Origin of the sequence: Actinomadura kijaniata (assembly GCF_014138665.1) — a bacterium.
Taxonomy (GTDB): domain Bacteria; phylum Actinomycetota; class Actinomycetes; order Streptosporangiales; family Streptosporangiaceae; genus Spirillospora; species Spirillospora kijaniata.
Window position 1 is genome coordinate 132,285 of the sequence record NZ_JACJIA010000006.1, and the last position, 11,495, is coordinate 143,779.

Below are 11,495 nucleotides of genomic sequence, written 5' to 3' on the forward strand. Positions count from 1 at the left end.
TCATCGACCACATCCTGGACACGGTCCGCTCGGGCTGCCGGAGCTCACGCTGGAGGGGCTGTCGTCGGCCGCCGCGGCGGCCATGCTCGAAGCCACGCCGCTGACCTCGGCCCAGCGCTACCGCGTCCTGGCCGAAGCACACGGCAACCCGCTGGCGCTGCTGGAACTGCCCACCGCATTGCGCGAGGGAGCGCGCCGGTCCGAGCCGCTGTCGCTGACCGCCCGCCTCCAATCGGCCTTCCTCGACCGGGTCGACCGCCTGCCCGAGGCGACCGGGACGCTGCTGCTGATCGCCGCCGCCTCCGACGGTCTGGACGAGGTCCTGGCCGCCGGCGCCCGGCTCGGCTCCGAGGTCTCCGACCTGGATCCCGCCGAGACCGCCGGGCTCGTGCGGGTGGAGAACCGGACCGTGGTCTTCCGCCATCCCCTGATCCGGGAGGCGGTCTACCAGCGGGCCGCGATCGGCCGCCGCCTGGTCGTCCATCGGGCGCTGGCCGAGACGCTGAACGACGACCGTCGGGTGTGGCACCTGGCCGCCGCCACCGTCGGACCGTCCGAGCAGGTGGCGATGCAGCTGGACCAGACGGCCCGGCGAGCCCGGGCGCACACCGTCGCCGCCACCGCCTACGAGCGCGCCGCCCAGCTCAGCGCCGACCCCGCCGCGCGCGTCGGCAGGCTCACCCTGGCCGCCGAAGCCGCGACCGAGGCCGCGGAGCTGGAACGGGCCGCCGCGCTGGCCCATGAGGCGGAACCACTGGCGTCGGACCCGCTGCTGCGGGCCCGGCTCGCCTACGTACGAGCCACCGCCGCCTTCTGGCGCGGTAAACACCGCGAGGCCCACTGGCTGCTCCTGCTCGCCGCCGACCTCGCCGACGGCGCCGACCCGGCCCTGGCCGCGCGCATGCTGTCCCAGGGCATCCAAATCGCCTGGTACGCGGGGGAGACGGAGCTGGCCGACATCGTGGCGCGGATGCGTGCCCTCCGCATCCCGCCCGGCGAGCCGATCAGCGCCTTCGCCCACCTGGCCGTCGTCACGCTCGGCGGGCTCCTCGACGGTGGAGGGACAGGGGCCTCCTCCGAGGAGGACGTCTTCGAGGCCATGACGGCCCTGCCCGGTAGCACCCGCGAAGCCGTGATGGCCTGCGGGCTGCCGCTCACCATAGGCGCCGACGAGGTGACCCTGGAGGCCGGCGGACGGCTCGCCGCCGACTACCGTTCGCAGGGTCGGATCGGCGCCGTTCCCACGGTGCTGTACTTCCTCGCCCAGGCCGAATTCCTGTATGACGGGCGGCACTACGACGCGCTGACCACGGCCGACGCCGCGCTGCGCATTGCCGAGGACACCGGCCAGCACCATTGGACCGGCGTTCTGAACGGCTTCCTGGCGATGCTGGCCGCCGTCGAAGGCGACGAGGAGCGCTGCCGCCGGCTGGACGCCGCCGCGCAGCGCGTCCCGGTCGCCCACATCCCGGGCGTCGCCTGGCTCGAACGGGCCCGGGCGATGCTGGACCTCGGACACGGCCGCGCGGACGCGGCGATGGCCACGCTCGACGCGCTGACCTCCGGCCCCGGCTGGTATCACGTCTCCGCGATGCGCTCGGTTCCCGACCTGGTCGAGGCGGCCGTGCGTTGCGGCCGACCCGCACGCGCCGAACCGGCCTTCGCGCGGTTCGACGCCTGGGCGCGCCGGTCGAACCGTCCTCACCAACTGGCCCTCGCCGAACGCTGCCGCGCCCTGCTCGGCGACGACACGCGGGCCGAGCACCACTACCTGGCCGCGCTGAAGCTCTCGCGTCAGCCGTTCGACCAAGCCCGCACCGCTCTGCTCTACGGCGAATGGCTGCGCCGCAACCGCCGCCGTACCGCCGCCGCCGGACACCTGCGGCACGCCGTGGACGCCTTCGCCCGGCTGGGGGCGCACCCCTGGGCCGGACGCGCCCGCGCCGAACTGCAGGCCTGCGGCGTCAGCCTCCCGGCCGCGCCCACCAGGGGCCTCGCGGAGGATCTCACCCCCCAGGAGCTGCGGATCGCCCGGCTGGCCGCCCAGGGCCTGTCCAACAAGGACATCGCCGCCCAGCTGTTCCTCAGCCCTCGCACCGTCGGCTACCACCTGTACAAGGCGTATCCCAAGCTCGGCATCGCCTCCCGCGCCGAACTCGCCGCTCTGGACCTGGCCGGGGTCGGGAATGCCCACGGGGACCCGGATTGAGCGGCCGGCCTTCGCGTCCGGTCCCGGTCGGATGGACGCCGGTGTGAGGTGCACCGAGACCGCCTGGCGCGGCGACCGCAGGGGCGACGTTCCGGCGGTTCCGACCTGAACCAGGCGGTTGCCGGATTCGAAAGAGCCTTTCCATGGCCAGGTCGGGGGACGGGCAAGCGAAGGCACCTGACCGATCCCCACGAGATCCGGACGCTGGTCCACCCCGTCCGACAGCGGATCATGCGGGTCTTGTGGTCGCGGCGCAGCGCCACCGCCATCGAGATCGCGGAGGTGGTGGGGGAGAGCACGGCCAACTGCTTCCGGCACCTGCGGCAGCTCGCCGAGCACGGGTTCGTGGAGGAGGAGTTCGACGGCCTGCGCGCCTGGAGCACACGGCGGCGCACCGATCCGCCGCGGTGACAGGACGCGGCAGCCTTCACCCGGGCACTGGCCTGGCTGACCGTCGAGGAACTCGCCGAGGTCACGGCCGGGTTCGTCGAGATCATGACCCGCTGCCGAGACCGCGAGCGCCCGCCCGGCTCCAGGGCGATCCGGATGCTCGCCTGGGCGGTGCCCACCGAGCCGCCGTCATGAGGGTGCTGCTGGCACCGGGACACCCGCCTTCTGCTTGCAGGCCTGGCCGCCAGCGTGGCGGACGTCCCCCCGAAGAGCAGCACCTCCCCACTGACATCCGGCCCCGATGGGCAGGCCTTTGGTCCCTTACGGGCCGCTGTCCTGTGGCCAATGCTGGAGTCGGGGAAGGAGGGCACCGTGTCGGCGTCGTGGATGACCGGGATCGGCGAATCCGTCCGCACCGCACGCGCATTGACCCGGAGCGCCGCGTGTCGAACAGCGAGCGCACCTCCCCGGAGACCTCTGGTGGCAGCGGCCCGCACCGCATCCGGCGTGGCGCCGCACCGGTGGTGCTCGTCCCTCTCAAGGAGAACGCATGAACGAGATCATCGTCGGGATCGACGGCTCCGAACCGGGCATGGCCGCCGTGGACTGGGCGGCCGACGAGGCCCGCCGCCGTGGCGCGTCGCTGCGGGTCCTCCACGCGGTCGCGCCCTGGGTGCTCCAGGACGAGCCGCACCCCAAGGTCGCCGAGATCCGCGAGTGGACGCTGTCGTGCGCGCGAGACGGTCGACCGCGGGCTGGGCCGGGCCCGGGAGCTGGCCCCCGGGCTGGAGACGATGGGCGGGGTGGTGGCCGGTCCGCTCGCGCGGGCGATCGTGGGGGCCGCCCAGGGGGCGCTGATGGCGGTGGTCGGCACCCACGGCGCGTCCGCGCTGGGTGGGCTGCTGGGCTCGGTGGCCTGGCAGGTCGCCGCGCACGCCCCGGCCCCGGTGGTCGCCGTCCGCGGTGAGGGGGCCGTGCGCTACGGGGAGATCGTGGTCGGAGTGGACGGCTCGGCCGGAGGCGCCGCCGCGCTGGACTTGGCGTTCGAGGAGGCCGCCCGCCGCAGGGTACGGCTGCGCGCCGTGCTGGCCTGGGCGATGCCGATGCCCGCCGGGCCCGGCTACATCCAGCCGCCGGTGTACGACCCGGAGATCGTCAGGCGGGATGAGGAGCGCGTCCTCGGGGAGGCTGTGGCGGGCCGCCGCGAACGGCATCCCGCTGTCGAGCTGGTGGCCGAGGTGGTGCACGCCCCCGCCGCCCGTGCCCTGGTCGGCGCGTCGGCCCGGGCGGATCTGGTCGTGGTGGGATCGCGCGGCCGGGGCGGGTTCGCCGGGTTGCTGCTCGGCTCGGTCGGACACGCGCTGCTGCACCGTTCGCACTGCCCGGTCGCGGTGATCCGCCCGCACTGACCTCGGGGCCGTGCCCCGGCGGACTCCGGCGGGCCACCGTCAGCCGAGCAGCGCCCGGTCGATGTCGGGGAGCCAACCGCCGGACGGGACGGCCGGATGCGGGAGCGCGCGCAACAGCCGCGCCAGGCGCGGGTCGCGGTCATGGCGCCGCCAGGCGACCGACCACAGCAGCAGCGGCGTGGGATCGACCAGCGGGATCCGGCGCATCCGCAGGTCGTGCGGAAGGTCCATCCCGGCCTCCCCGATCGCGACGGCATGGGTCTCGGCGCGCATCTGGTCCTCGTAGTGGCGCACGCCGATCGCCGGGTCGGTCCAGCGCAGCGGGACGCCGAACTCGGCGCACAGGCGGGTCAGGTACCCGCGCCACTCGTGCGCCCCGGCCGGATCGGGCATCGCGATGCCCCCGTCGCGCAGGTCGGCCAGGCGCAGTGCGTCGCGTTCGGCGAACCGGTGGCCCCCCAGCACGAAGGCGTGCAGTTGCTCGGCGTGCACCGGCCGGTGCGCGAGTTCGGCGGGCCAGCGGCGGCCGATGTCGTGGACGCGCCCGAACGCCGCGTCCAGCTCCCGGCCCTCCACGCCCGCCAGCGCCATGGGGAAGCCCTGCCGCATGCTCGGCTCGACGCTCAGGCCGGGCTCGGCCCGCACCGCCGCGCGCAGGATCCGCAGGGGAGAGAAGCGTTCGGCGTTGACGTCCACGCGCAGCGGCCCGAGCGGCTCGCGGACGGCGGCGACCGCCGTGTCGTAGGCGGCGAGCGCGTCCTTGGCGGGGCCGAGGAACCGGTGCCCGGCGTCGGTCAGCTCGACCCGGCGGGTGGTGCGCTCGAACAGGGCGACGCCCAGCGCGTCCTCCAGCCGCCGGATCCGTTTCGAGAACGCCTGCTGCGTCAGGAACAGCCGTGCGGCGGCCCGGCCGAAGTGCAGCTCCTCGGCGGCCACGACGAAGGCGCGCATCCCTGACAGGTCCGGTTCCACGCGCACAGGGTCGACTATCAACCGGGGGTTGTCAAAGCGGCCGAGGAAGTTGTTGGACACCCCTGTGACCTGCGGGTTTGCTGTGGTCATGACGTTCTCATCGCACCCCTCGCACGCCCGCGTCGCCGAAGCCCCCGTCCCCGCGCCGTTCGAGCCGGTCTTCCAGCGGCTGCTGCGCCAGCGGATCATCGTTCTCGGCCAGCAGGTCGACGACGAGATCGCCAACCGGATCTGCGCCGAGATCCTGCTGCTGTCGGCCGAGGACCGGAACCGCGACATCCACCTGTACATCAACTCGCCGGGCGGCTCGGTCACGGCGGGCATGGCGATCTACGACGTGATGCAGTTCGTGCCCAACGACATCGCCACCCTGTCGATGGGGTTCAGCGCCTCGATGGGCCAGTTCCTGCTGTGCGCGGGCACGCCCGGCAAGCGGTACGCGCTGCCGCACTCCAGCATCCTGATGCACCAGCCGTCCGGCGGCATCGGCGGCACCGCCTCCGACATCCGCATCCAGGCCGAGCACATGCGCTCCACCAAGCGGCTGATGTTCGAGCGGATCTCCTTCCACACCGGCCAGCCCGTCGAGCGCATCGAGGCCGACGCCGACCGGGACCGGTACTACACCGCCGAGGAGGCCCGCGAGTACGGATTCGTCGACCACGTGGTGCGCTCGGCCGAAGACATCCTGCCCCGCTGACCGCGCTGACCGCCGTCCGCGAACGCCGGGCCTGCCAAAGGTCCGGACGCGGCTCGCAGACTCACGCGGCCAGGGCCACATCCAGTGGCTCGTGGAACACGGGCCTCCTTCCCGAGGTGGATCCGTCGGCGCGTTCGGTTCCGGAACGGATGAGGGCGGCGAGGGCCCGCGTGTGGCCGCGACGGCATCGGTCGTCGCGGCCACACGCGGATCACCGGTGCGGTGAGTCGTCCTGCCCGGCGAACGGCCGGAGCTCAAGGCGTCCGAGCCGGGCCACCGGGTGGGAGCGCGCCGGGGCCTACCGAGGGGCGTAGCGGGCGAGGATGAGCTGGCCGGATCCCAGCGGACGGGTCTCCAGGAGGTGGAGCGCGACGGAAGGGCCGCCGTCGAGGACGCGAACGCCATCGCCGAGCAGGGCAGGGCCGATCATCAGGTGGAGCTCGTCGACCAGGCCCGCGCGGAGCAGGTCGTTCCACAGCGTCCGGCTGCCGAACACCACGATGTCGCGGCCCGGCCCGCGCTTGAGCTCGGCGACGCGGTCACGGGCCGCGGACCGCTTGACGATCTCGGTGTTGGTCCAGGGGGCCGTCTGGCCGGGCGTCAGGCTGTCGGAGACGACCACCTTGTCGATGGCGTCGTTGAGGCGTGAGATCTCCCGTTCGACGGGCGGTGCCCCGGGGGTGTCGGCGACGGGCGGCCAGTAGGCCTTGAACTCCTCGAACGAGGTCCGGCCGAGCAGCAGGGTGTCGGCGGCGCGGAGCCGCTCGGCGTTGTACTCGTCGAAGCCCGGCTGGAACGGGAGGGCCATGACGTCGCCGCCGGGCCCCGAGTGATACCCGTCCGGCGTGATGATGTTGGTGACGATGAGCCTGCGCATTGTTGTCTCCCTTCGGAAGCCTTCACCCGGGTAGAGACGGCGCGCCCGCCGGATTCATCGCTCCGGCGGAAACTCCTCCGGCAGACCGGAGCGGGCGAGGACGGCGGGGTCGATGAAACCGCTGATCTCGCTGACCAGCCCGGCGCGGACGCCCAGAGCGTTGATCGCGGAGAGCCGGAGGCGGCCGTCCCGCTCCTGGTAGCAGGCGAATCCCAGCTGCCCGTTGACCTGGATCGGCACCAGCCGCCACGCGGTGGCGAAGACCCGCTCGGCGAAGAAGCGGCGCACGGCCGCCACGCCGTCGAACCAGGCGGGAAGGGGCGGCATCGTGAAACGCGCGTCGTCGGCCAGCAGGGACACCAGGGCGTCCACGTCGGCCCGTTCCCAGGCGGAGACGAACGCCTCGACCAGCGCGCGGCGGCCGTCCTCGCCCAGGGCGTCGAGCTCGGCCCGCTGGGTGGTCGCGGGCATCCGCTCCCCGACGGCCTTCCGCGCCCGTTGCAGCGCCGAGTTCACCGACGCCGCCGTGGTGTCGAGGATCTCCGCCGCCTCCGCGGCCGAATAGCCGAGCACCTCGCGGAGGATCAGCACGGCGCGCTGCGTTCCGGGAAGGTGCTGGAGGGCGGCGAGGAAGGCGAGCTCGACCCCTTCGCGCCGCAGGTAGCGTTCGGCCGGATCCTGGTCCGGCCAGGGCTCCAGCCAGATCGGCTCGGTGACCGGCTCGCCGAGGTCGGAAGGATCGGCCAACGGCGGCCCGTGGTCGGTCGACAGGATGCGCGGCCCGCGCCCGGAGGCCGACCGGATGCAGACGTTGGTGCTGATCCGGTAGAGCCAGGTGCGCAGCGAACTGCGCCCTTCGAAGCCCCGCAGGCCCTTCCAGGCGTTCAGGAGTGTCTCCTGCAGGGCGTCCTCGGCGTCCTCCAGCGAGCCGAGCATGCGGTAGCAGTGCGCGAACAGCTCCCTGCGATGCGCCGCGACGAGGTCGTCGAAGGCCGCGGCGTCACCCTGCCCGGCGCGTGTCAGGAGGGCGTCGGCCTGCGCGGTCGGCTCGTGCGGCATGTCCACCTCACCGAGCGTAGATCAGCGAGCGGCCACGTCTGGCCGATCTCGCGACGCCGGGGCCACCTGCCGCGTTCCGGCGCGCTCACCACGTTCTCCGGAGGTGCCGTCCGGCGGTGACGCCAGGAACGCGCGGCAGGGCGCCCGGTCACCTGCCTCCCTGGTGGGGCTGATCGCGGCCAGGGCGGCGACCAGGTCGAGCAGGTTCCGTCGTCGACGACCTGTAGGGGGCGGTGCCTGGATCAGTCGGCCTGCTGCCACAGGTCGGGGCCGAAGACCTCGTAGTGGACGCGCTCCTCGCCGCCCCCTCCCCGAGCAGGCCGCGGCGGACGTCGCGCATGAACGAGATCGGCCCGCACAGATGGACCTGCGCCTTCGCGGGCAGGGGGGACCGGCAGCGCGCCGATGTCGGCACGGCCCGGAAGCACGTGCGCGTCGGACTCCTCGCCAGGGTTCTCGTACCAGGTGAACGCGCGCAGTTTCGGCAGCCGCCGGGCGGCGGCCGTCCGGGCGTGCAGCGCGTGGGTGCCGGGGGAGCGGTCGGCGTGCAGGAAGGGGACCTGGCGGTCGGGCTGGGCGGTGGCCAGGTGGTCCAGCATCGCGGCGGCGGGGGTGATGCCAATGCCGGCGGTGACCAGGACCAGCCGTCGGGGCTGCCGTCCTGGCCGCGCACCCGCCGCACCGTGATCTGGAGGCCGCGGCCGCCCACCGCGCGCGACAGCGTGTACTGGCGCGGCTGCCGGAGCCCGCCGGGCAGCTTCACCGCGACCGAGACGTGCTGGCCGGGCAGGAACGCCGGGACGCCGCCGGGTTCGAGGACGAACGCCACCACGTCATCGGCCTCGTCCCGCCGCCCGGTCACGCGCCAGGGCCGGTACAGCCCGGCCGGGTCGAGGTGGGCCCGCTGGTGGAGCCGGGCCTCCTCGGCGACCAGCAGCGTCGCGAACAGCCAGTACACCTTCGACCAGGCGGCGTGGATCTCGGGGGTGACCGCCTCGCCGAGCACGTCGGCGACCGCCTCCAGCAGGTGCCGTCCGACGATCGTGTACTGCTCGGGGCGGACGCTGAAGGAGGCGTGCTTGTGCGCGATCCGGGACAGCGTCCGCTGCTGGGAGACCGGGATGTCGAGCCCGCACAGTTGCGCGGCGAACGCGGCGACCGAGCCCGCCAGGGCCCGCCGTTGCTCCCCGTTGGCCTGGTTGCCCTGGTTGAACAGGTCCCGCAGCTCGGGATGGGCGGCGAACATCGAAGGGTAGAACCGGCCGGTGATCTCCGTGCCGTGAGCGGCGACGGCGGGCAGGGGCGCCCGGACGATCTCGGCGTGGTCGGGAGAGCACGGAGGTGGCCTCTTTCGTGGCGGTGCGTGGTCCTCGCGGTGATGAGGGTGTGGTCCAGGGGGCGGTGGTCTCAAGGACCTCGGAGGCCGGGGACCGTAGCCGATGCGGACGATCGCCTGGACGTGCCGTCGCCCGTCGCGGTCGGCGAGCGGGTCGGGATGGTCCAGGTCCCGCGCGTCCAGTGGCTGGGTGAGCAGGGTCGTGGCGATGCCCGGGTCGGTGGCGGTGAGCAACGTCCGTTGCAGGGCCTGCCCGGCGCGCAGCCATTCGTGCGGACCGTTGTCGACGGTGGTCAGCACGACCAGTTGGGGGTGCCGCTCGAACGTCACCGTCCCGGGGGCGGTCCCACCGGCGGAGAAGTCCCGCAACGGGAGCCCGCCGCGCCCCGGCGGGGGACCGAACGCGTACCGGGGGACGCCGTCCAGCCGCTGCCGGTGACCATCTCACAGCGCACGCGGATGTAATGGTCCCGGTCGCCGGGCGCCCACGGCCACAGCGGCGGCGCGCGCAGCCGCGCCAGATCGGGGGAGGCGGGCGGGACACGTTCGGTGCGCCCGACGACCACCACCGACCAGCCGGTCCGGAACGCGGGATCGAAGTCGTCGATCTCGAACGCCACGACCGCGCCGTGCGCGGCCGTGGCCAGCCGGGACGACTCTGTGGTGCGGATGATGACGTGGTCGTCGACCAAGGCGTAGTTGACCGACTGCACGGCGGGCAGCGCCCGGTCGGTGAACACGATCCGGCCGATGAGGCCGGAGGCCAGGAGCGCGCGGCATTCCGCGGCGTCCAGAACCTCCATTCCGCTCCGGTCCACACTCATGTGGCCCATGCCGGCCGAACACCGGACCGGCCGGTTAGGGACTAAAGTCCCGCACCCGACCTGATCCGGATCCCGGGCCGGTCGGCCTTGAGAAGGTGCGCGGGCGAGGCGCTGTCCGGCACCGTCGGTGACGGCCGGGCGCTCCTTCCGTGGTCGATCAGGACTGCTCCTGGCTGATGTTGACCATCCAGGTGATGCCGAACTGGTCCACGAGCGAGCCGGCCTCATCACCCCACAACTGCTTCTCCAAGGGCAACGTCACGATGCCGCCGACCGACAGCCTCTCGAAGTAGCCGCGGAGTTCGGCGCCGTCGCCGCCCAGGAAGACCGCAACGTTGTTGCCCGGGGCGTGGGGCATCTCTTCCCGGAGGTCCCACCCCATCAGCGTGTAGCCGTCCCGGGTGCGGAGCGTGGCATGCATGATCTTGTCGGCGGATGCGTCCGGCGAGCCGAACTCGGCGTACGTGCCCATCTCCAGCTGGCCGCCCAGGACGTCGTGGTAGAACTTCATCGCCTGCCGCGCGTTCCCGTTGAAAGCCAGGCACGGGTTGAGTTGAGACCCCATCTGATGCTCCTTGGTGTGAGTGAATTGCGAACGGCCAGGACCGCAGCAGCGGGCACCGACGGCTATCCGAACCTGGCCGTGCTGGACCGTCCGAGGTTCGGGTCCCGCGGGAACTGCTCGCGCGCCTCGACCCGGTATGAGTGACCGCTCAGGGCGTCTGAGGGATCACTCCGTTAAGCCTCCCAACAAATCACGACATCCTGTGTCGTGTATCCCGGCGGAATCTTCGTATGCGCGCCCGACCGGTCGGGGCGCTGGTCCTGTGCTGCCGCAGCCCGGTCGGCTGTCCGCAGCCAGAGCCCCGGTCTACGCCGCGCCGCCGACACCGCCGGATCGGCGCGCGCAATGCGCACCAGGATGACGCCACCCGCATCACCGCCGATCAGCAATGACGCTTGACACCTGATCGATCCGCGCCAGCCAACGCCGCTGACTAGCAACTATCTCGGCCCGTAGCCCGTTTCTGCCGTATTCCGGTGGCACCCCTACCTGGACCTGCTGGAAGACCCGACGATCCCCCGCAAGAAACAGCAACCCCCTGCCCTTCTCCGGCGCATCTGGCGAGCGCGGCAGGACGCACCAGATGCATCCACGCTCAGGATCTTGGATAGGTCAGCGGTTGTGACCAGCGAGAACACGCGCACTGAACCCGAGCGGCGCTTGGCCGATCGACTGCGCGAGTGGGCGGCGGTCGGCGCGGCCGAACGCGCGGGCCGCCGGTACGTCCCGCTGCCGGAACCGGTGCTGGACCTGGAGCAGTGGCATCGCCCTGCGCCGTTCCCGCGCGAGCTGTGGCGGAGGCGCGGCCGTCGCCCGCATGGCTGCTATGTCCACGCCGCCCGTCTGGCGGGCGGCGTGGACGGACTGCGCTACGTCGAAGGGTTCGCCGATCCCGGCCTGTCGGACGGCAACGCCTTCGAACACGTCTGGTGCGTCACAGCCGACGGCACAGTGGCGGACCCGACCTGGACCGACGACCCAGCCCAGGTCGCCTAGTTGACTGTTCGGCTGCTGCTCACGGGCCGTCGCAGCGTCAGCGCCGGGTACTTCTCAGGGTTCTCCTTCAACAGCAGGCCGGCGGCCGAGACGACGCCCAGCATCACACCCGAACCTCCTTCGCCACGGCGATACCCCTTCGCGACATGACATTGGAG

General features: G+C 72.8%; 12 protein-coding genes and 1 pseudogene. 7 read left to right on the top strand and 6 right to left on the bottom strand.

Annotated features, from left to right (window positions below; genetic code table 11):
- Positions 1–82 precede the first annotated feature (82 nt).
- The 4 genes and pseudogenes from HNR61_RS23275 to HNR61_RS49360 all read left to right on the top strand — a co-directional run bounded on the left by HNR61_RS23275 (position 83) and on the right by HNR61_RS49360 (position 4,008).
- A complete protein-coding gene (locus HNR61_RS23275) occupies positions 83–2,209 on the top strand; it encodes a helix-turn-helix domain-containing protein (protein ID WP_182845325.1) in 2,127 nt (708 codons plus the stop codon).
- A gap of 48 nt (positions 2,210–2,257) precedes the next feature.
- Entirely contained in the window at positions 2,258–2,620 is a 363-nt protein-coding gene (locus tag HNR61_RS50055) for a winged helix-turn-helix domain-containing protein (RefSeq protein WP_312898048.1), read from the top strand.
- A gap of 571 nt (positions 2,621–3,191) precedes the next feature.
- Positions 3,192–3,278, top strand: a pseudogene (locus HNR61_RS49355) (universal stress protein); the annotation flags it as partial.
- A 127-nt stretch (positions 3,279–3,405) separates the two neighbouring features.
- The gene (locus HNR61_RS49360; protein WP_312898049.1) at positions 3,406–4,008 is read left to right on the top strand and encodes a universal stress protein; all 603 of its coding nucleotides are present in this window, start codon (positions 3,406–3,408) and stop codon (positions 4,006–4,008) included.
- A gap of 39 nt (positions 4,009–4,047) precedes the next feature.
- Here the strand turns inward: HNR61_RS49360 and HNR61_RS23290 are convergent, their stop codons facing one another.
- Positions 4,048–5,070, bottom strand: a complete 1,023-nt coding sequence (locus tag HNR61_RS23290; protein WP_220509700.1) for a LysR family transcriptional regulator — start codon at positions 5,068–5,070, stop codon at positions 4,048–4,050.
- Between HNR61_RS23290 and HNR61_RS23295 the strand changes: the two genes are divergently transcribed.
- Positions 5,069–5,680, top strand: a complete 612-nt coding sequence (locus tag HNR61_RS23295; protein ID WP_182845327.1) for an ATP-dependent Clp protease proteolytic subunit — start codon at positions 5,069–5,071, stop codon at positions 5,678–5,680. The genes HNR61_RS23290 and HNR61_RS23295 overlap by 2 nt on opposite strands.
- Before the next feature lie 298 nt (positions 5,681–5,978).
- Here the strand turns inward: HNR61_RS23295 and HNR61_RS23300 are convergent, their stop codons facing one another.
- From HNR61_RS23300 to HNR61_RS23320, 5 genes are all read right to left on the bottom strand, one after another.
- Positions 5,979–6,557: a dihydrofolate reductase family protein gene (locus HNR61_RS23300; protein WP_182845328.1), complete on the bottom strand. Its 579-nt coding sequence runs from the start codon at positions 6,555–6,557 to the stop codon at positions 5,979–5,981.
- 54 nt (positions 6,558–6,611) lie between these two features.
- Positions 6,612–7,616 carry a sigma-70 family RNA polymerase sigma factor gene (locus tag HNR61_RS23305; RefSeq protein WP_182845620.1) on the bottom strand — a complete coding sequence of 335 codons (1,005 nt, stop codon included), beginning with the start codon at positions 7,614–7,616 and terminating at the stop codon, positions 6,612–6,614.
- Between the two features lie 148 nt (positions 7,617–7,764).
- Positions 7,765–9,282: a globin domain-containing protein gene (locus HNR61_RS23310; protein WP_312898050.1), complete on the bottom strand. Its 1,518-nt coding sequence runs from the start codon at positions 9,280–9,282 to the stop codon at positions 7,765–7,767.
- Positions 9,279–9,755, bottom strand: a complete 477-nt coding sequence (locus tag HNR61_RS23315) for a pyridoxamine 5'-phosphate oxidase family protein (protein ID WP_312898051.1) — start codon at positions 9,753–9,755, stop codon at positions 9,279–9,281. Before HNR61_RS23315 ends, HNR61_RS23310 begins: the two co-directional genes overlap by 4 nt.
- Positions 9,756–9,933: 178 nt before the next feature.
- Positions 9,934–10,341 (bottom strand): VOC family protein, encoded by a 408-nt coding sequence (locus HNR61_RS23320; protein WP_182845330.1) that lies wholly within the window; start codon positions 10,339–10,341, stop codon positions 9,934–9,936.
- Positions 10,342–10,356: 15 nt separating this feature from the next.
- Here HNR61_RS23320 and HNR61_RS49365 point away from each other — a divergent pair, with 15 nt between their 5' ends.
- Together HNR61_RS49365 and HNR61_RS23325 are read left to right on the top strand one after the other, a co-directional pair.
- A complete protein-coding gene (locus HNR61_RS49365; RefSeq protein ID WP_281400556.1) occupies positions 10,357–10,485 on the top strand; it encodes a hypothetical protein in 129 nt (42 codons plus the stop codon).
- Between the two features lie 516 nt (positions 10,486–11,001).
- Positions 11,002–11,337 carry a hypothetical protein gene (locus HNR61_RS23325; protein ID WP_182845331.1) on the top strand — a complete coding sequence of 112 codons (336 nt, stop codon included), beginning with the start codon at positions 11,002–11,004 and terminating at the stop codon, positions 11,335–11,337.
- Positions 11,338–11,495: the final 158 nt, after the last annotated feature.